Source organism: Pseudomonas sp. CCI3.1 (genome assembly GCF_034313985.1).
Classification (GTDB): domain Bacteria; phylum Pseudomonadota; class Gammaproteobacteria; order Pseudomonadales; family Pseudomonadaceae; genus Aquipseudomonas; species Aquipseudomonas psychrophila.
Genome location: NZ_JAVIWO010000001.1, coordinates 4636814 through 4657346 on the forward strand (window position 1 = coordinate 4636814; position 20533 = coordinate 4657346).

15 protein-coding genes and 1 pseudogene are annotated in these 20533 nt (G+C 55.1%); 5 read left to right on the forward strand and 11 right to left on the reverse strand.

Translation table 11 applies throughout. The features are described from left to right. The first annotated feature begins 3 nt into the window (after nt 1-3). Nucleotides 4-669 (forward strand): thiopurine S-methyltransferase, encoded by a 666-nt coding sequence (locus RGV06_RS21335; protein ID WP_019827449.1) that lies wholly within the window; start codon nt 4-6, stop codon nt 667-669. 58 nt (nt 670-727) lie between these two features. Here the strand turns inward: RGV06_RS21335 and htpX are convergent, their stop codons facing one another. Both htpX and RGV06_RS21345 read right to left on the reverse strand, forming a co-directional pair. Further along, complete coding sequence (htpX, locus tag RGV06_RS21340) at nt 728-1615, reverse strand: protease HtpX (protein WP_019827450.1); 888 nt, start codon at nt 1613-1615, stop codon at nt 728-730. 313 nt (nt 1616-1928) lie between these two features. Beyond that, the gene (locus RGV06_RS21345) at nt 1929-3140 is read right to left on the reverse strand and encodes a pyridoxal phosphate-dependent aminotransferase (RefSeq protein WP_019827451.1); all 1212 of its coding nucleotides are present in this window, start codon (nt 3138-3140) and stop codon (nt 1929-1931) included. 301 nt (nt 3141-3441) lie between these two features. Here RGV06_RS21345 and msrB point away from each other — a divergent pair, with 301 nt between their 5' ends. Together msrB and RGV06_RS21355 are read left to right on the forward strand one after the other, a co-directional pair. Beyond that, entirely contained in the window at nt 3442-3837 is a 396-nt protein-coding gene (gene msrB / locus RGV06_RS21350; protein WP_019827452.1) for a peptide-methionine (R)-S-oxide reductase MsrB, read from the forward strand. A gap of 16 nt (nt 3838-3853) precedes the next feature. Then, the gene (locus RGV06_RS21355) at nt 3854-4339 is read left to right on the forward strand and encodes a glutathione peroxidase (protein WP_019827453.1); all 486 of its coding nucleotides are present in this window, start codon (nt 3854-3856) and stop codon (nt 4337-4339) included. A gap of 71 nt (nt 4340-4410) precedes the next feature. On the opposite strand, the gene RGV06_RS21360 is transcribed toward RGV06_RS21355, so the two are convergent. Continuing rightward, nucleotides 4411-6726 carry a hybrid sensor histidine kinase/response regulator gene (locus RGV06_RS21360; protein WP_019827454.1) on the reverse strand — a complete coding sequence of 772 codons (2316 nt, stop codon included), beginning with the start codon at nt 6724-6726 and terminating at the stop codon, nt 4411-4413. Nucleotides 6727-6901: 175 nt separating this feature from the next. On the opposite strand from RGV06_RS21360, the gene RGV06_RS21365 reads away from it, so the two are divergent. Together RGV06_RS21365 and RGV06_RS21370 are read left to right on the forward strand one after the other, a co-directional pair. Further along, nucleotides 6902-7795 (forward strand): ATP-binding protein, encoded by an 894-nt coding sequence (locus RGV06_RS21365; protein WP_046809652.1) that lies wholly within the window; start codon nt 6902-6904, stop codon nt 7793-7795. Then, complete coding sequence (locus tag RGV06_RS21370) at nt 7788-8270, forward strand: GAF domain-containing protein (RefSeq protein WP_322151228.1); 483 nt, start codon at nt 7788-7790, stop codon at nt 8268-8270. The genes RGV06_RS21365 and RGV06_RS21370 overlap by 8 nt, the downstream gene beginning before the upstream one ends. A gap of 6 nt (nt 8271-8276) precedes the next feature. Here RGV06_RS21370 and RGV06_RS21375 read toward each other — a convergent pair. From RGV06_RS21375 to RGV06_RS21410, 8 genes and pseudogenes are all read right to left on the reverse strand, one after another. Continuing rightward, nucleotides 8277-11230: pseudogene (locus RGV06_RS21375) on the reverse strand (HD domain-containing phosphohydrolase). A gap of 95 nt (nt 11231-11325) precedes the next feature. Continuing rightward, nucleotides 11326-14949, reverse strand: a complete 3624-nt coding sequence (locus tag RGV06_RS21380) for a transporter substrate-binding domain-containing protein (protein ID WP_322151230.1) — start codon at nt 14947-14949, stop codon at nt 11326-11328. Nucleotides 14950-14957: 8 nt separating this feature from the next. Next, on the reverse strand, nt 14958-15584 hold the full coding sequence (locus tag RGV06_RS21385) for a response regulator transcription factor (RefSeq protein ID WP_019827459.1): 627 nt from the start codon (nt 15582-15584) through the stop codon (nt 14958-14960). Nucleotides 15585-15966: 382 nt separating this feature from the next. Beyond that, nucleotides 15967-17298 carry a deoxyguanosinetriphosphate triphosphohydrolase gene (locus tag RGV06_RS21390; protein ID WP_019827460.1) on the reverse strand — a complete coding sequence of 444 codons (1332 nt, stop codon included), beginning with the start codon at nt 17296-17298 and terminating at the stop codon, nt 15967-15969. A gap of 195 nt (nt 17299-17493) precedes the next feature. Beyond that, the gene (locus RGV06_RS21395) at nt 17494-17832 is read right to left on the reverse strand and encodes a hypothetical protein (protein ID WP_019827461.1); all 339 of its coding nucleotides are present in this window, start codon (nt 17830-17832) and stop codon (nt 17494-17496) included. After that, nucleotides 17829-18203 (reverse strand): phage holin family protein, encoded by a 375-nt coding sequence (locus RGV06_RS21400; RefSeq protein ID WP_322151233.1) that lies wholly within the window; start codon nt 18201-18203, stop codon nt 17829-17831. Before RGV06_RS21400 ends, RGV06_RS21395 begins: the two co-directional genes overlap by 4 nt. A gap of 1 nt (nt 18204) precedes the next feature. Then, the gene (locus RGV06_RS21405) at nt 18205-18519 is read right to left on the reverse strand and encodes a DUF883 family protein (RefSeq protein WP_019827463.1); all 315 of its coding nucleotides are present in this window, start codon (nt 18517-18519) and stop codon (nt 18205-18207) included. Nucleotides 18520-18660: 141 nt separating this feature from the next. Beyond that, the gene (locus tag RGV06_RS21410) at nt 18661-20394 is read right to left on the reverse strand and encodes a cation:proton antiporter (RefSeq protein ID WP_322151235.1); all 1734 of its coding nucleotides are present in this window, start codon (nt 20392-20394) and stop codon (nt 18661-18663) included. Between the last annotated feature and the right edge of the window lie 139 nt (nt 20395-20533).

Here is a 20533-nt window from a genome sequence, read left to right on the forward strand (position 1 = left end):
ATCATGCAGCCCGAATTTTGGCACGACCGTTGGGACCGCAATCAGATCGGCTTTCACCTGGAACAGGTCAATCCCTATCTTCAGCGCCTGTGGCCCCTGCTTGAGCTTGAGCAGGGTGGCCGTGTGCTGGTGCCGTTATGTGGAAAGACCCTTGATTTGAGCTGGCTGGCGGCCAGCGGCTTTGAAGTGCTGGGCGTGGAGCTGACGCAGACCGCTGTGGAGCAGTTTTTCAGTGAGCAGAAGGTCGAGCCACAGATTAGCCAGCGGGGCGCCTTCACGGTGTACGAGGCGGGCCCAGTGACGATCTTGTGCGGTGATGTCTTTGCACTGACGGCAGCCGATGTCTCCACCTGTGTGGGGCTGTATGACCGTGCGGCTATGATCGCGTTTCCTCCTGACATGCGAGAGGCCTACGCTCGACATCTGACGGAAATTCTTGTCCCGGGGTGCAAGGGGCTTTTGATCACGCTCGACTACGACCAGTCGCAAATGAAGGGGCCGCCGTTCTCAGTGCCGGACGCCGAAGTACAGCGCCTGCTGTCGCCTGACTGGGCGCTGGAGGTCGTCGAGCAGCCGGATGTACTCGACCAGGAATGGAAGTTCCTCAAGGGCGGTGTGACGCGTCTGGTGGAGCGCGTCTATCGCCTGGAAAAAACCGGCAAGGCCTGAATACGGTGCCCATAAAAAAGGGCGACCTCAGTCGCCCTTTTCTTTGGTTGCCGTGGGGTTAGCCGCGGCGACGCAGTGCATCGATACGTTCTTCCAGTGGCGGGTGGCTCATGAACATCCGCGCCAGGCCTTGTTTGAGGCCGCCGTTGATCCCAAAAGCCGCCATGGTGTCCGGCATGTGAACCGGCAGGCCCTGTTCGGAGCGCAGGCGCTGCAGGGCGCTGATCATGGCCGCTGTACCAGCAAGCTGAGCACCGGCTTCGTCAGCCCGGAACTCGCGTTTGCGCGAGAACCACATCACGATGGCGCTGGCCAGGAAACCCAGGACCAGTTCAGCGAAGATGGTCGCGACGTAGTAGGCAATGCCACGGCCTTCGTCGTTCTTGAAAATCACCTTGTCGACAAAGTTGCCGATGATCCGGGCAAAGAACATGACGAAGGTGTTCACCACGCCCTGCACCAGTGCCAGGGTCACCATGTCACCGTTGGCAACGTGGCCGATTTCGTGAGCCAGTACCGCTTTTACTTCATCGGGTGAAAAACGCTCCAGCAAACCTTGGCTGACAGCGACCAGCGCATCGTTTTTATTCCAGCCCGTGGCAAAGGCGTTGGCTTCATATGCCGGGAAAATCCCCACCTCGGGCATTTTGATCCCGGCTTCGCGGGACAGTTGCTCAACAGTTTGCATCAACCATTGTTCGTGACGAGTACGAGGTTGAGTGATCACCTGGGTGCTGGTGCTCATCTTCGCCATCCATTTGGAGATGAATAGCGAGAACAAAGACCCTGCAAAACCAAAGACCGCACAGAACACCAACAGCTGACTGAGGTTCAGATCAACCCCGTTGGCCGCCATGAACCCGTCAAAGCCGAACAGGCTCAGGGTGATGCTGGCAATCAGCACGACCGCCAGGTTAGTGGCCAAAAACAGCAGAATGCGCATCATGGTTGTAAGAATCTCCTCGTCTTAAGGGTGTTGCCGTATGCGGGTATATAAGGTGCCGCCTCGGGCTATTCAACCGGGTGACTATTTCAAACTGTGTCCTACAGGCAGATTCTAGTGATGTACCTGACATTTCCTAATGTGAATGAGCATTTTTTTTAGGCAAAAGTTCCACCGAAAGCCAGTAAATAAAGGGCTTTTCCGATTTTTTTGGTTTTTTGACGGAAGCTGCAGGTCGGGAACGGCGGTGCGTGAAGAATGTTTCATCAGACACATGCTGTGCGACTTTTCATTGGTCGCACAGCATGCTCAGAAATTACTGACGGTATGTCTTCAGGAAGTTACCGATCCGGCCGATGGCCATATCCAGTTCATCAACACGGGGCAGGGTAACGACGCGGAAGTGGTCAGGCCATGGCCAGTTGAACGCCGTACCTTGAACCACCAGCAGTTTTTCCGAGAGCAGCAGGTCCAGGACGAACTTTTCGTCGTTGAGGATCGGGCACACTTTTGGGTCGATACGCGGGAATGCGTACAGCGCGCCCATTGGCTTCACGCAGCTTACGCCGGGGATATCGTTGAGCAATTCCCAGGTGCGGTTACGCTGCTCCAGCAGCCGGCCATTCGGCAGTACCAGGTCATTGATGCTCTGGTAACCACCCAGTGCGGTCTGGATGGCGTGCTGGCTCGGTACGTTGGCGCACAGACGCATGTTGGCCAGCATGTCGATGCCTTCGATGTAACTTTGGGCGTTTTGCTTGGGGCCTGAGATAGCGATCCAGCCCGAGCGGAAACCCGCGACCCGGTATGACTTGGACAGGCCGTTGAAGGTCAGGCACAACACGTCCGGGGCCAGCGAAGCGGTGCAGATGTGCACGGCGTCGTCATAAAGGATCTTGTCGTAGATCTCATCCGAAAACACCACCAGGTTGTGCTGGCGTGCAATCTCCAGCATGCCGAGCAGCACTTCCTTGGAGTACACCGCACCCGTCGGGTTGTTCGGGTTGATAATGACCATGGCTTTGGTGTTGGGGGTGATCTTGGCTTTTATATCTTCCAGATCAGGCCACCAGTTGGCTTGCTCGTCGCACAGGTAGTGCACCGGGTGGCCACCGGCCAGAGTCACGGCAGCGGTCCACAGCGGGTAGTCAGGTGCTGGCACCAGGACTTCGTCACCGTTGTTGAGCAGCGCTTGCAGCGACATCACGATCAACTCGGAGACGCCGTTGCCCAGGTAGATGTCTTCAATGCCGACACCTTCCACCTGCTTTTGCTGGTAGTACTGCATCACGGCCTTACGCGCGCTGAACAGACCTTTGGAGTCGCTGTAGCCCTGGGCGGTCGGCAGGTTGCGGATCACGTCCTGAAGGATTTCGTCCGGCGCTTCAAAACCAAAGGGGGCCGGGTTGCCGATATTCAGCTTGAGGATGCGATGACCTTCCTCCTCCAGGCGTTTGGCGTGCTTGAGCACTGGGCCGCGAATGTCATAACAGACGTTGGCGAGCTTGTTTGATTTGCTGACCTGCATGGCGATGTGATCCCGAAAATGAACGATCCAGGCAATGTGATGACCACGGCTCTGGGAAATTCTGTGTTTTCACACAGTGGCTAACACCGGTTTGCTTCAAGAGTCCGTTTGAATGCGGCGAGTGTCCTGTCTTACAAATACGGTCCATTGTTGATAACAGACGCCGTCAAAATGGATCAGTATTTTCGAGACAGGACACTAGGGCGATGCCAGACTGGCGTTTAACGAGGCGCAATCATACGTGCCACCCGACCCCTGGAAAAGCCACCGATCGGGGTTTTTCAGTTGCAGAGGCAGAACCATGGAAAAGTTGACCAAAACCCTGGACGAATGGAAGGCCATGCTCGATCCCGAGCAATACAACGTGTGCCGCCTGAAGGGTACTGAACGTCCGTTTTCGGGCAAATACAACGCCACTAAAACGGACGGTGTTTACCACTGTATTTGCTGCAAGGAACCGTTGTTTGATTCCCGCGCAAAGTTTGACTCAGGTTGCGGCTGGCCCAGCTTCTACGAGCCGATTGGCGAGAGCGCGATGGTCGAGATCCGTGACGTCAGCCACGGCATGGTGCGTACCGAAGTGGTTTGTGCCAAGTGTGATGCGCATTTGGGCCATGTGTTCCCCGACGGTCCGCCACCCACCGGTCTGCGCTATTGCATCAACTCGGTGTGCCTGGACCTTGCTCCCCGCGACTAATTATTGAGGCGCCGTCATGAACGACAATCTGCTCGATATTGCATGCATCACGCTGGGCGGCGAATCCAAAACCCTGGCGGACTTCGGGGCAAGGGCGTTGCTGGTGGTCAATACCGCGAGCAAATGTGGATTTACCCCCCAGTACAAGGGGCTCGAAGCCTTGTGGCAGCAATACAAGGACCAGGGGTTGGTGATTCTGGGGTTCCCGTGCAATCAGTTCGGGCAGCAGGAACCGGGTGATGAAGCGGCCATCTCTGAATTCTGCGAGTTGAATTTTGGCGTGACGTTTTCGCTGTTCAAAAAAGTGGACGTCAATGGCAGTCAAGCTCACCCGCTGTTTGCCCAGCTCAAGAAGCGCGCGCCGGGGTTGTTGGGCTCGCAGGGCATCAAGTGGAACTTCACCAAGTTTCTGATCAGTGGCGATGGTAAAAGCATCAAGCGTTATGCCCCGACTACCAAGCCAGAGGCACTCAAGGCGGATATTGAAGCGTTGCTGCGCTAAGCAGTAGCCGCTTGAGTCTTTGTAGCCGCTGACTCGCTCCGTGAGTCAGCGGCTACAGAAAAATCCCATTATCAGTTTTTTTGCGGCACCCAGGTATCGATCAGCGCAGCCAGCTCTTCACGCCTGAACGGTTTGGCCAGATAGTCGTTCATCCCCGCCGAGCGGCAGCGCTCGCGCTCTTCGGGCATTGCATTGGCGGTCAGGGCGACAATGGGCAACTTTGGCCAGCGTCCGCGGTGACGGATTTGCCGGGTGGCCTCGTAGCCATCCATCACAGGCATATTGCAGTCCATCAACACCAGATCAAAAGTCCTCTGTTCCAGCTGGGTCAGCGCTTCGCCGCCGTGGGCCGCAACCACCACGTCACACCCCAGTTTGCTCAACATGCCCTTGGCCACCAGTTGGTTGACCGGATTGTCTTCGACCAAAAGAATCCGTGCTCGATGCGAAACAGGGGGGGTGATGATTCGGTCGCCCGGGATGTCATCATCTTTTTTCAGCAGCAGGTACTGTAGGGTTTGATACAGCGCCTGGCGCGACAGCGGCCTGGCTTTTTGCTGCAGGGGTGCCAGCGCATTGACCTGATCGCCGGGCATGAAGTTGCCATAAGCGGTGACCAGCAGGATCGGCGCGCTGATGGCTGGCCGCAGGCCAAACAGGCATTCGGGGCAATCAGTAATCAACAGATGAGGGTCTGTATCGGCCAGGGACTCGTCCAGTGAGTAGTGCTTATAGTCGAGCCCCCACAGGGGCAAATAACTGCCAAGCAATTCGCTCAGGCCGCTGCTCGCCGCGCTCACCACAATAACCCGCCCGGACAGTGATTTAGGTGTGATAGCAGGGGTGTGGCAGGGCAAGGGCAGCTCGGCACAAAACTGGCTGCCAAAACCGATTTGCGAACGGATGGTCAATCGCCCGTGCATCACTTCGCACAAGCTGTTGGTCAGGGTCAGCCCCAGCCCGGTGCCGCCAAATTGACGGGTGATGCTGGCCCCGGCCTGGGTAAATGGGCTGAAAATTCTCGCCTGAGCTTCTTGGGCAATACCGATACCGGTGTCGCAGACCTCGATGCGCACCAGATCATCCTGAGCGCTGAGGCGCACATCCACTCGTCCGAACCGGGTGAATTTCAGGGCATTGGACAACAGATTACTGACGATCTGGCGCACCCGTGTCGGGTCACCCAATACCAGTGTGGGGAAGTTCGGGTCGATCAGGCACGTCAGTTCTACGCTGGGCGCTGCGTTCTGCGATAGGAGGTTGGCGGTGTCTTCGATCAGCGAACCGAGGTCGAAGGCAATATGTTCGAGTTCCAGTTGACCGGCGTCGAACTTCGACAGGTCCAGAATGTCATTGAGCAGTTCAACCAAGACCTTGCCCGAATCGTGGGCTATGGACAGTTGTTGGTGTTGTTCAGCATTCAGCGGGCTGTCTAGGCATAGCGCCAGCATGCCCAGCAAACCATTGAGCGGGGTACGAATTTCGTGGCTCATGTTGGCCAGAAATGCCGACCGTGCCTGAGCCATTTCCAGTGCAGTGCTGCGAGCCGCTTCTAGCTCTTCATTGGAGTGGCGCAGTTGCTCGTTGATGGCTTCCAGCTCTTGGGTGCGCACCGAGACGATGGTTTCCAGTTGTGCCAGGTACTCGGTCAGGCTGTTTTCGGCGCGCCGCCGATATTCCATTTCACGGGCCATGGCCTCGAACTGCTGATTGGCGGCGTTGACCAGCACACCAATCTCATCGTCTTGATGACCGCAAGGGCAACGCACCTTTGATTGGCCAGGGCTGCCGGGTTTGTTCTTGGTTATCTGACTGATTACCCGCACCAGCGGCTTGGTCAGCATCACGTAAAACAGACCCAAGAGGATAAAGGTCAGGATAATACTGCGAATGAAACCGCCGAGCAGCGTGACTTCGGCCCGCTGCAAAAAACGCTTTCCGAAGGGGTAGGTATCCACCTCAAGGTGTAACGCGCCGATGCTTTGTTCAGGTAAGTGATTAAAGTACAGTCGTTCTTCAAAAGAACGATTGGAACCAAACAGGGAATCGCTGAGCGCTCGATAGCGCCCGCTTTCGGGTTGATCCTGAACGGAACCCAGAATCACATTATCGCTGTCGACAAGTTGTGCGCCGATGATGGCAGGCGATCGCAACAGACCCAGCAGAAGCTCTTGGGCCAGCTCTGAGTCAAGGTTGTAGGCAATCCGTGATGCCGGGTTATGGCTGATCTCAAGCAACGATTGGATTTCGCGATTGATGGCGGCGTTTTCACTGGCATAATCGATGCCGATTTGCAGCAGGCTAAGCATGGCCCCGAGAACCAGACCGACCAGCACCGTCAGTTTTGCTTGCTTGAAAGACAGGCGATGGGTGAGTTTTATATCCATGGGGTGCTGCACCTGTTTCCATTTCCTTGCGGCGTGCAAGAGTAGTCGATGTGTAGGGTAACCGGCAGGCATAACTGCGGTATTTGCCGCTAACCGAGTGAGTCATGTCGTGGATGGCGGCTAAATATACGTCATATCAATATGCCATCATTGTGTATCAGTCTGAGGAAATGTTGTGAATTCTAAACTGGATGCCTTTCTGGAGCGTGCCGAAGCGGTCCTTGCTCGCCTTGAACCCTTGCTGCCAGCGCAGCGTGAACCGATCGAATGGCACGAGTGCCTGGCTGCACGGTGGCAGCGTGAAGGTCGCTCTGGTTATTTGATGCCGTTGCACGTCAGTCTTGAAATGCGCCTTTCGGACCTTATCGGCATTGATAACCAGCGCGACCAATTGGGGCGCAATACCAAGCAGTTTCTTGATGGCTTGCCAGCCAACCATGCTCTGTTATGGGGATCGCGGGGTACAGGCAAGTCTTCGATCATTCGCGCCCTGCTGGCGGAGTATGCCGGAGCGGGTCTGCGCCTGATTGAAATCGAGCGCGATCATCTGGCCGACCTGCCGCGAGTCGTCGAACTGCTGCAGGGTTTGCCTCAGCGTTTTGTACTGTTTTGCGATGACTTGTCCTTTGAGGCCGGTGAAAGCGATTACCGAGTGCTGAAAAGTGTGCTCGATGGCTCTCTGGAGCAAGCGCCGGATAACGTATTGCTCTACGCAACGTCGAACCGTCGCCATCTGGTGCCAGAAAAGGAGAGCGACAACGAGAACTGGAAGAACGTCGACGGTGAGCTTCATCCCAATGAGGCCGTAGAGGACAAGATTGCTTTGTCCGACCGCTTCGGCCTTTGGCTGTCGTTCTATCCCTTTACTCAGGAGCACTTCCTGAGTGTGGTTGAGCACTGGATTGATGTATTGGCCAGCAAAGCCGGTTTGCAGTGGCAGCGTGACGAGGCGCTGGATATTCTGGCTGTACGCTGGGCGACCGGGCGCGGCAACCGCAATGGCCGTTGCGCCTATCAGTTCGCGCGTTACTGGGTGGGTTTGAAATTGTTGGAGCAAGCGAATGATTGATTTGAACGCCACAGGGGCCGGCCTGAACGGCTATACCTTGTTGCAGGCTCAACTGGAGTCGTTGTTGGCGGATGAGCGAGACTTTATTGCTAATGCCGCGCAGTTTTCGGCGTTTTTGTTTCACCAGCTTGATGATCTGAATTGGGCAGGGTTTTACCTTAACCGCAATGAAGAGCTTGTGCTGGGCCCGTTTCAGGGACAGATCGCCTGTATTCGGATCCCTTTCGGGCGCGGCGTTTGTGGGGCTGCGGCTGCGAGCCGGGAAACACAGCGTGTTGAGGATGTGCACGCATTTGCCGGGCATATCGCTTGCGACAGCGCTTCCAACAGTGAACTGGTTGTTCCGTTGATCAAGGGTGGTCGTCTGATAGGTGTGCTTGATCTGGACAGTCCCAGTGTCGGGCGGTTTAGCGAGCAAGACCAGCAGGGCATTGAAGCTCTGGCTGCGATTTTTCTGCGCTTGAGCGAGTGTTGAAACCGGTCAAATTGTCAGCCCGGCCTTGGACATGAGCGCTTCGATGTCGACGGCATCGATTTGTTCCGGCTCGAGAAACTGCCGGGCGTATTCCATAAACACCTGTTCGTGCATAAACAGCGCGAACAGTTGGGGATCAATATGGGCATCGCGGCACATGCCGGCCATGATGCTCAGCGCCTCACTTAACGTTTTGCTGCGTTTATAGGGGCGGTCCGAGGCGGTCAGTGCCTCGAAAATGTCGGCAATCGCCATCATCCTTGACTCCAGGCTCATCTCTTCGCGTTTCAAGCGTTTTGGATAACCGCTGCCGTCCATTTTTTCGTGATGCCCGCCCGCGATTTCGGCGATGTTGCTCAGGTAACTGGGTAGGGGCAGGCTGCTGAGCATCAGAATGGTTTGAACAATGTGATTGTTGATGATGTAGCGTTCCTCGCTGGTCAATGTGCCGCGCCTTGTGCTCAAGTTGTACAGCTCGCCACGGTTGAATTTGTATTTCGGCACGTCGAGTTTGAAGCCCCAAGGGTTTTCATCGGCAATTACGTCAGCTTCAGGCCGAGTGAACAGGTGCTCGGGTTTGTCGGCCAGCAGCCGCTCTGTAACCGGCAAGTCTTGTTCCTCACGGGTGGACTGGCGTTTGTGCTCTTCCCAGGACACGCCAATGCGGTCGTCCAGTGTGCGCGTCCATGTGCGCCGGGAAATGGCATTCAAACGCTCAAGATCAGCGTCCATCATGGCCTCACCGCCCATATTGCTTTGGGCGACAAACGCAAACTCTTCATCCAGCGCCGACAGGCTGGCGTCGCGCAGCTCTGACAGTTGTTGATCGTCGCCGCCCAAGGCCAGTGCTTGCCAGTAATTGATCCACGTATCGCGTTTGAGCACTTCAAAGCGTGTGCGGATTTCGTGAATACGGTCGTACAAGGTTTCAAGTTTGGTGGCCTTGTCGACCACATATTCCGGCGTCGTGACCTTGCCGCAGTCGTGCAGCCAGGCCGCGATGCGCAGGGCTTCCCATTGTTCTTCCGAGGGGTTGTATTGCTCAAACGGCTTTTGTTGGCTAGCCGCCGCTGCTTGGGCCAGCATCAGGGTCAGGGTTGGAACCCGTTGGCAATGGCTGGCTGTATATGGACTTTTGGCATCAATGGCTCCGGCCAGCAGTTGAATCAATGCATCCAGCAACTGTTTTTGACGTGCTTGCAGGCGCTGGCTTTCAATCGCGACCGCAGCCGTACCTGACACCGCCTGGATAAAGGCAATCCGGTCTGCCCGCAGGTGATCCTGATCGTCAAGCGAGCCACTGTCGTTCAACACCAGTACCAGAATCCCCACGGTTTCACCGTGACGGTTGTGCAGTCGAATACCGATAAGATGGATACTCTGGCTGTCCAGTTCATGCATAAGTGGCTGCAAGTCACCAGCCTGCTCGAGATTGAGTGCGCGGGCGACACTGTCATGGCCTTCGAAAAGTGCCCGCAGCCATTCGGGGCTCTGGCTGTCGTCGGGGTCCAACACTGGCTGCGGCTGGGTGGTGAGGTCTTGGGGCTGGCCATTGATGATCAAGCCCTTTAGCTCCAGTTGCGTACTGTCGTTTTTTGCAAGGTAGATCAGCCCGGCCTCTGCCTGGGCGATTTTGAGCGTTTCAAACAGAACTGACTGCAACAAAGGTTCAAACCGGGTGTGAGCAGAGAGACTTGAGGTGATTTCAAAAAAACTGGCTAGCGTTTCCCTCATGCGCCCCATGGAAGCTTCCAACTGATCGATTTCGAGGACGGGCGACTGCTGCCTGGGTGTGTAGTTGAAATCGAAGCGCCGAATGGCATCGGCCTCACGAACCAGTGCCTGCAAGGGCTTGACCAGTAATCGTGAGGTCACCCAACCCATGGGGACACACAGGAAGAGTGCAATCAGCGTCACCACAGCACCTTGCCATCGCAGCCGGTAGGCATCCGCCAGCAGCTCGTCTTCGGGGACCATCATTGCCAACTTCAAACCATTAGCGCCGCCGTCGTCCACGGTGAATTGTGAAACGATCCATTGGCGATGGCCGTCGTTGAGGCGCCGGTGCGGATTTGCGCCCTGATCGATCAGATAACTCAGTGCCGGACTCAACTCTGAAACTTTGGGCAGTTTCGCGGGATCCTGAGCGGTTAAAAGCTTGTTGAAATCCGGATAGGCGATCGCTCGGCCATCGCTATCGAATAAAACGATTTGCGTGCCTGGGGTTGTCTGATGGTTAGCGAGAGTGCTCGATAGCTGAGAAAGGGTTACATCGGCCCCCATCACCGTATTGGTCGCACTGCGTCTGGCTAATGTGGTGCCGACCTCCCGCGTGGAAAAAACAAATAGGGGCTGGTGGTGGCTTGATCCTGGCCGGCGTGCGCCGGGATAAACCACTTGCGGGTGCGAGGGTCGAAGGTTTCATCGGGGATGCTTCGCTGTTCCAGTTGGGTCAAGTGTGCATCCAGGTATGTTTTTTTGGATTCAACCGTACCTTGTTGTTCGGATCGCTTTATTGACCAGACTTCATAGTTCGCTTGTGGCGGTGCTTGCACCTTCAATCTTGTCGCTTGATCGCGTAAAGGCCGGACCAGGAAAAAGTTGCCGTTGTCATCTCCCAGAAATAAAGCAGACAAGGTGTGATTGTCTTCCAGCGTTTGTACGAAAGGTTGCAAGAGCTCCGTTCGACGCTCGACTCGATCAGTCATGGCATCAGGATTGAGGATCAGCAGGTTTAGAGCGTGTCGTATGGGTTGGTAGGCATTGAGCAAATCATGCTGCACATCCTGCTCGATATAACCGAACAGTTTTTTACTGCTGTCGAGAATGATGTGGGTGGTTTGCTGGTAATTAAAAACGCCCAGCACTACGCCCAGCAGGAGCAACAAAAATGTAAACATCGCACTAATGTGGACATGCAGCGGGAATTGGCGCTTGTGGGAGTGCGCAGAATTGCGCATGAGTGTTTTCTCCACAGACAAATGCGTGCTGATGCATGTAAGCATAGTAAATGCGGGCCAAACTGCTCATTCTTTGGCTCGGATCTGCGGGCGGCTCAGGTGTTATTTACCCGCTTTTCAAGTTGCAGGGCCAATGCATCTTCGAGCTCTTGCATGGCGGCTTGAACGTGATTACGAGCCGGAGTCAGGCTGTGCTGGCTGGCCTGCTCCAGCGCTTCACACTGCTTGATCAGGGTATTGGCTCCCACAATGCGGGCGGCGCCTTTTATGCGATGAGCAATGTCGACAAATGCTTGCAACTCCCCGTTGTCAGGAAGCTCAAGCAACGCTTTGAGATCCTGCCGGTTACTGCGCAACAGCTCTTCGAGCAAGCGTTGAGCCTGAACGGCGTTGTGACCTGACAACGAGTTGAGGCAATCAACGTTGAACACTTGCGAGCACGTGTAGAGCGGCTCAATCGTCGTTATGCGCTGGCTCAGCAAAGTCAGGCTGATGGGCTTGAACAGGCAGTCGTTCATTCCTGCCTGCTCGCAGCGCTGGCGCTCCTCAGGTTGAGCATTTGCAGTAAAGCCCAGCACTGTGCACGGCGGTTGCTGCCGTGCCTGTTCATGCTGGCGTATGGCCCTAGTCAGGTCATAACCATTCATGACTGGCATGTTGCAGTCCGTAATCACCAGATCGAATGCGCCTTGTTTCCAGGTTTCCAGGCCAGAGGCGCCATCGTGTTCTATGGCAAAACTGTGACCTAAAAACCCAAGTTGCTGACACATCAACAAGCGGTTCGCGGGATGGTCATCTACCACCAGAACGTTAAGTTGGCGAGCGGCGGGTTTGATATTCGGCTCTTGTGTCTCGGCGATTGGAGAGGGCGCCAGAGTTGGAACCTTGAGCGCTATCTGAACCAGGGTTCCTTCTTGTGGCTGGCTGCTCAGTTCGAGGCTTCCACCCATCATTTCACACAGACTGCGGCAAATTACCAGGCCGAGTCCTGCACCGTTAAGGGCAAGCTGCCCGCTATTTTCCACTTGTGCGAAGGGTTCAAACAACCGTGCCTGGTCGCGCTCACTGATACCGATGCCCGTGTCCTTGACACTCAACTGGAGTTCAACCTGATCCGCATTGCCCGTGGGCAGCAAGTTGAGTTCGAGGGTTACCTGGCCATGTTGGGTGAACTTGATTGCGTTGCTGATCAGGTTGGTCAGGATTTGCTTGAAACGAAGCGGGTCGATGAGTACATCGGGGGGGCTGTCTGCTGGATTGAATATCAGGGAGAGGGTCAGGCTTTTTTGCCGGGCCAGACCATCAAAGACCCTGATCACCGAACTGGCAAGACTGCGCAGGTTCACGCGTTCTGGAGACAGATTCAGTCGTCCAGATTCGATGCGGGCAATATCGAGAATATCGCCGATCAATTCCAGCAGGTCCTTGGCCGAGTTGTAGGCAACCTCAATGGAGGGCCGGTCCAGATGCCCTTGGTCTGCACGCTTCAGGGTAAGTTCAAGCAAACCGATCACCGCATTCATCGGCGTGCGAATCTCATGACTCATGGTTGCCAAGAAGGTGCTTTTGGCCCGATTGGCGTCATCTGCCAACTCTTTTGCTGCGCGTAGTTCATCAAGGAGTTGGCGGCGTTCACTGATATCGATCCAGCCTCCAATAATGCCCTGTACCTCACCCAGCGAATCCCGATAAGGAAGGATCCAGTGGTAGATGGTGAACGTTTTGTCGCCAATATTCAGTGGCCGATCAACGATAAGCGGTGTGCCTTCACTCATGACCCGCAAGTAGTCAGCCTGATAATCATGGGCTTCACACTTGTTGTTCAAAAGGCTGCAGGTTTGCATCACCGTTTTGCCTATGATTTCTTCTCGCTTGGCTGAAAAAGCTTCCAGGTAGCTGTTATTACAGGTTTTCAGAATGCCCTCCCGATCACGCACATAAATCGGGTGAGGGGTCCCATCGACCAGCGCGCGCATAAACTCGAACTGATCATTGAGTGCACGTTCTGCCATTTTTCGTTGGCGGATCTGACGCCGCATATAGGCATTCCAGACCAGTGACAGCAAGAGCAAAAGACTTGTGCCAATGATGATCTGGTAGATCAGGCGGTGATAGTTGCGCCAGTAACTGTCAGATGCCGGAATGTATCCGCGCCAGCGACTGTTGATAATCCCCAGCTCATCAGGTGCGATGCTCAGTAGTGCCTTGTTGAGGATAGAACCCAGTTCGGTGGCGTCCCGTGCCGTTGCCAGGGAAAAAGCAGCTTGTTGGGTGCCTATGGTGGCGCTGATTTGCAAACGGTCCTGAAACAGATCCGAACTCAGCAAGTAATTGGCAATGACCAGCGTACTGACCGCGCCTTGTACTTGTCCTTCGGCCAGTAATTCTGTGGCGCCATGGATATCCTCGGTTTCGACCAGGGTTATCTGTGGGTATTCACTGCGCAGGTATTCGGTCAGCGGGTTGCCGTTGGGCAAGGCCAGTTTTTTACCCGACAGTTGTTCAAGGCTTGTGGGTTGGTCATGGCCTTTTGCGGTGAGCAGGACAAATGAGTTTACGAGATAGGGTCGACTGAAGTTGAGGGCATCTTCCCGGGAAATAGATGGGTTGATGGCCGCTATGATGTCGGTTTCGTGTTGATTGACCATCCGGATCATGGACCTGAGGCTATGTGCACGCTGTATCTCGAAGCGCAGCCCCGTACGCAAGCGAATCATCTCCAGCAGGTCGGCAGTAATGCCTCTGAAATTTCCTTTGGAGTTAAAGAAGGTCAGCGGTGCAAGGGTCTCGTTGACGACCACTTTCACTACCGGATGCTGAGCCAGCCAGCGTTCTTCAAGCTCCGTAAGTTGCAGTTTTTGATCGGAGAGTAAAATGTCACTGCCTGCGCTCCAGCGTTTGGCAATGCTTTCCTGTTCGCTGTTGGGGACGGCTTTGAGTGTGGCATTGATGATGTCGAGCAACTGCAAGTTGTCACGGCGGACGGCAAAACTGAAACCGTGGGCTTCGTGTTTGCCAAAGTTGGCCATTTTTATGTTCTTCAGATACCCCTTGTTGATCATGTAGTGGGTCGACACCGTGTCTCCCAGGAACACATCGGCCTGATCGAACGCCACGGCGTTAATGGCATTTTGATAGGAGGGGTAAGACTGAATGATTGCCTTGGGGTAGAGCGCCTTGACCTCCGCCAGTGGCAAGTAGTGATAAACCATGCTCAGGCGCAAGCCTGCCAGGCCTTGGGAGAGTGAGCGAGTTTCTCCTTCTCGGGTTACCAGTACGGACTGGTCGATGGCGTATGGAGTGGAAAGCAACAGATTCTGGTTGGCGGCTTCGAAACCATTTGACGTGCCGAGCAGGTCGATTCGTCCTTCTTCAAGTGCCTTGATGGCCCCGTCTCTGGAGGCAAAGCGCTGAACCTGTATCGACACGTTGAGGGCTTTTTTCAGAATACCGACGTAATCGGCGGTGAAACCTTCGTAGTCCTGACCGCTGTCGGTTATGTCGAAAGGCGGGTAGTCCGCTGTGGAGGTACCCACCACAAGTTTAGGTTTGTTCTGTAGCCAATAGCGCTGTGCTTTATCCAGCGGGACGTCCATGTGATAGGTGCCCGAGCGGCTGAGCAATGAAAAGGTTTCAGTGCGGGTAGGCTCGGCGAACACTGAAGTACAGAGGATCAACCCTGCGAACAGTGATAAATACTTGTTTAACCGCGTGGGCATCCTATTTCTCACACCAGGGCGTTACGTTTGGCCAGCTCGATAAGATCGACCAGAGAGTTGGCTTTTAATTTCTGCATGAGTCTTTTTTTGTAAGTACTCACGGTCTTGTTACTGAGGAACATGCCAGTGGCAATTTCCTTGTTTGTTTTACCTTGTGCGAACAGTTTCAGGACCATGAGTTCACGATCATTAACTTGTTTGAAAAGCTCGATTTCGGAAACGCTGTCAGCTTCATTCTTTTCAGGAGTCAATGCTTGACTTGGGAAGTAATTGTAGCCAGAAAATACAGCTTTTATTGCACTGACAAGTTCGCTGAGTTCTTCTTGTTTGCACACGTAGCCCGCAGCGCCGGATTGCATGCAGCGCATGGCAAAAAGCTTGGGTGATTGAGCCGTGAGAACCAGTGTTTTAAGGGTTGAGTTCATTGTGTTGAAGCGCGAGAGCACTTCCAGACCATCGAGTTTTGGAATGCTGATGTCGAGAATTATCAAGTCTGGAACGCATTCACGGATCATTTGCATTGCATCTACGCCATTGTCGGTTTCCCCGACTATTTCATAACCTTCATGTTCTAACAACATTCGAATGGCCAGTCGAATAACCGGATGGTCGTCGACAATAAAAACGGTACTCATATTGATTCTCCCCATAAAAATCTGCATAGAAAGCGCGCACCTTAGCTCAGATATAAGAGTGGGGGCACGAATCGATTTGCTTGCAAGCGTAGTATGGGAATTTTCCTACGGTAAATCAGGCGCGTGCTCACGGTTTGTTTGAAGTGGTGGAGGGCTTTAGTCGTATTTAGGTGTATATGTTTAATGCGGTGGTTAAAATATTTGCGCTGTAGTAAGAAGAGTCCTACATGTAGTTACTTGGAGTCTACAAGGTGTTTTGTTTGAACTCTTTAATGGGTAGGTTGCTAGTGTTGATTATGACTGGAAGTTCACTGCTGTATGCCGCGAGCAGATGCTTTATAACGGAGGGCCCTCCCGTTTTACGGGGGGAGGGCATCAGGTATCAGCTCGGGCTGGATTGGCCGGTCATAGCTCGCGCCATTTCGGTGGCATAGCTATCGGTCATACCGGCGATAAAGTCGATGATACGCATGAACGAGCGGTGTAATGGCCAGTTCGGATCGGGTGCATTGTTACCCAGCAAGTCGAGGATGCGTCGATTCTTGAACGATGGGACCCGCCCCCCATGTTGTTCCAGTGCTGCGCCACAAAAGGCATTGAGCAAGATTTCCAGAGAGGTATAAGCGCCGATTTCATGCAGGGTTTTGCGTTTGTCCTGAAAGATTTTCTTGCGTGCCATGTCCTTGGCATCCAGCACACAGCGCTTGGCCGGTCCGTGCATATGCTCGACCAGATCCCCCGACAGAGTGCCTGCCAGCAGAGCATCCTGTTGCTCTACAAAGGCCTGGGCGGCAGCGTTGGTCAGATGCTCGATGGCCTTGCCGCGCAGGATTGCCAGCTTGCGTCGCCGGGAGTCGCCGGGGCCTAGCAGGCGGTAAGTTTCTGGCAAGTCTTCACCCACCAGGTCCAGCAGCAGGGATTCGACTTCAGCGTACTGCAGCAGATCCATCTCCAGACCATCTTCAAGATCGATCAGCGCGTAGCAAATGTCATCGGCCGCCTCCATCAGGTAGACCAGAGGATGGCGCGCCCAACGCTGGTCTTCTATCTGTGGCAGGCCCAGCTTGTGGGCGATACCTTCGAGCAGGTGCAGTTCACTCTGATAGCACCCGAACTTGTGTTTCTTATAGCCCAGCGAGTCTGCATGACGTGCAGTCCAAGGGTATTTCAGAAAGGTGCCCAGCGTTGCATGGGTCAGGCGCGTGCCGCCGTCAAACTGGTGGTATTCGAGCTGTGTCAGCACCCGGAAACCTTGGGCATTGCCTTCGAAGCTCAAGAAATCATTGCGCTCAACGTCACTCATGTCGTCCAGCCAGCCACGCTTGGCTGCCTGATCAAACCAGTTGCGAATGGCGTCCTCCCCGGAGTGCCCGAAGGGCGGGTTACCAATGTCATGGGCCAGACAGGCCGACTGCACCACCATGCCCAGATCGGCCGGATCGCACCATTCAGGCAAGGCGCTGCGGATTGTTTCACCCACGCGCATGCCCAGTGAGCGACCGACGCAGCTGACTTCGAGTGAGTGGGTGAGCCGGGTATGGATATGATCGTTGCTGTTCACCGGATGGACTTGAGTCTTGCGTCCCAGACGACGAAATGCGCCAGAAAAGATGATCCGGTCGTGATCTTTGTGGAAAGGGCTGCGCCCGAGCTCTTCCGGGCTGTGATGAGGTTTTCCCAAGCGTTCGCGATTAAGCAGGGTTTGCCAATCCAAGGCGCAGTGCTCCGTTAATGACTGAGGGTGCAGCTTCTCGCTTCAGAACGGATGGTGCAAGTGTGGGGCGTGCTCAAAAACTCCGCTGTGGGAGCGAAGCCGCCCGGGAATCAAACAATACGATTTTTCGGGCAAACCGCATTGATGCTTTCGCGAGCCGGCTCGCTCCCACAGAAGGAGGGTGGTCTTATCTGTTCAAGGCTTGCGCGAGGCCTGGATAACCATCTTGATCAGCGGTATCAAGCCGGTGGTCAGGCCGATCCAGCGGGAAGCCCCCTCGGCGTTTTTACTTTTGGCGCCTCTGCCTGTTAGAAAACCGAGCAAGGTCACAATCCCGACCCCCCACAGGGGCGCGTGCTTGATCCCAAGGGTTTCTTGCCAGTTGCTGGTCATTCCACGCATTTTTTGCAGGGGCTGCAGCAGCTGTTGCGATTCATGACGAATCTCTTGGCGATGCATTTCCATACGCAAGCGAATCAGCGTTTTACGCAGTTCCTGGCGTGAGGCGTTTTTCGGCATTTCAGGCAGGCTCATGGCAGCAAACGCTCGCGGTCTTTGGCCAGCTCTTCGAGCGTGGCGTTGAAAGGAGATGATTCATCGAACACCGCGGCTTTCAGGCGCAACCCGCAGAAAACTGCGGCCAGCGTATAAAACACACAAAGTCCGAGAATGCCGCTGATGCGGTAACTGTCCCACAGCAAAATCATCACCAGCGCCGACAGCCCGATCAACAGCAGTAACCCGAAAACCAGTGCCAGCCCGGCAAACAACAACAGACTGACCGTGCGTGCCTTCTGTTCTTGCAGCTCGATGCCCAGCAATTCGACATGACTGTGCAACAGACCCAGAAACGCGGCACCCAGGCGCCGCGGTGAGGAACGGGGCGAACCGGATTCGTCTGTCATATCAGCGCCGCGTTGCCAGCAGACCAATCAAAAAGCCTGCGCCAGCCGCGATTCCAACGGACTGCCAAGGATTTGTCTGAACGTAATCTTCAGTGGCCACCACGGCAGCCTGGCCACGGTCTTTGAGTGATTCCTTGGTTTCTTCCAGTGTTTCGCGGGCTTTGAACAGGCTCTCCTTGATCTGGGCGCGCAGTTCTTCAGCTTGATCCCCGGCCAGGGATGCGGTGTGCTCCAGCAGCCTTTCGGCGTCAAACACCAGAGCCTGGAAATCGGCCATCAGTATTTCTTGAGCATTCTTTGCTGTTTTGCGGGCCATGATTAACTCCGTGAGTGGCTTGTTGATCGTTCGAGTGTAGGTCTTCGGCGAAGGTTCATTCGCTTCTGTGCCATTGCATAAGCTTTGGCAATGGGCAGGCAAAAGATGTTTGTGTTGAACAGGGACCAACCTTAGCTTAAATCAATCGTTTTCGCGGGGGGTGGATGCATCCCGCGAGTCTGTATTTTCAAAACAGCCTTCGAGCAAGTGATAGCGATCATGACGCACTTGATCCACCCGGCGTTGCACGGTTTTTTCAGGCAGCCCAAGCATGATCAGTGCATGAGAGGCGAGCATCAGGCTGGACTCCAGTAATTCGGGCACCACTTCTGTCGCCCCCGCGGCCTTGAGCTCTGCAAGTTGGCTGTCATCGCGGGTTCTGACCAGGATGGGGACCTCGAGGGTTATCAGTCGGGCCTCCTTGAGCACGCTCATGGCCACCTCTGTGTTGTCTACGGCAATCACCAGCAGCCGCGCACGATCCACGCCCACAGCGCGCAGTAGATCACCTCGACGGGCGTCACCGTAGTGCACGCTGTTGTCCGCTTTTGCAGCTTCCTGAATGCGGTCCGGGTCGTAGTCCAGTGCGACAAAATCCTTGTTTTCACGGCGCAAAAAACGCCCGATGGACTGGCCTACGCGGCCATAGCCACACATCACCACGTGCCCATGCAGTTCGGCACTTTGTGCGGCTATTTCTTCCAGCTCGGCCTCTTCATAGGACTGGCGGTGCAGGCCGGCAGCAATTTTCGGGGCGGCCCTTAACAGCAGGGGCGTCAGCAACATAGAGCAAAAGGTGGCTGCCAGCAGGTAGCCTGCAATCTGCGGTGGAATCAGTGAGTTGAGCTGCATTTGCGCCATCAGTGCAAAGCAGAATTCGCCGCCTTGGGCCAGTGCAAGGCCACTGCGCCAGGCTGTTTCACCGTCGCTGCCGCGCAGTTTGACCAGCAGTGCGACCACGCAGCCTTTTATCAGCATCAAGGCCAGGGTCAGCCCCAAAATCAGGAAGCCATCGTGAATGAACAGTTGCAGGTCAATCAGCATGCCGATACTGACGAAAAACAGGCCCAGCAAGATGTCACGGAATGGTCGGATATCGGCTTCAATCTGATGCCGGTAGTGGCTTTCACCCAGCAGCATCCCGGCAAGAAACGCACCCAGTGCGGGCGACAGGCCAAGCAGGTGAGTGAGCCAGGCGGTGAGCAGCACGATGACCAGCGCCAACAATACAAACAGCTCGGCTGAGCGAGACGCGGCCACTTCGTGGAACAGGCGCGGTAACAGGAAACGGCTGGCAAACAGAAGCCCGCAAAACAGAATCACCGTCTTGCCCAAGGTAATCGGCAAAGCCCAGTACCAAGCCTGATCGCTGCTGCCAGCGAAAACCGGCACCAGGGTCAGCAGCAGCACTGCAACCACGTCCTGGAACAGTAAAACGCCGATCGCGTTCTGGCCGTGACGACTGAAGATCTCACCCAGGCTGGTGAGCTCTTTGCTCACGATAGCGGTGGACGATAAGGCAAGCCCGGCGCCGAGTAAAAAAGCACCGTTAAAACTCATGCCAAACGCATACAGCAGGCCGCCCAGTGCAACGGCAGAGCACAGCACTTGCAGGCTGCCAAGACCAAACACCACTCGACGCAGCTTGAGCATCTTGGGCAGTGAGAACTCCAGCCCCAGTGAGAACAGAAGGAACACCACCCCGAGCTCGGCCAGATCCGGAAGATCCGGACTGTCATTGACCCAGTCCAGTGCGGTGGGGCCGACGAACAGGCCAACACACAAATAACCCAGCACCGGGGGTAGTTTCAGGCGCCGGAACATTGCGATGACCACCAGTGATGAGGCAAGGATGATTAACAAATTGGCAAACACGAAAGTCTTCCCTGTCAGATCGAGTAAAAAAGTCGCGAGCATCCGGTAGTTGAGCAGGGATGGCGCTGATGTGGGTCAAGCGTAGTCGCAAGGATCGCTAAAGAGCGATTGTATTGCCCGGCCGGTCAAGTGACTGATG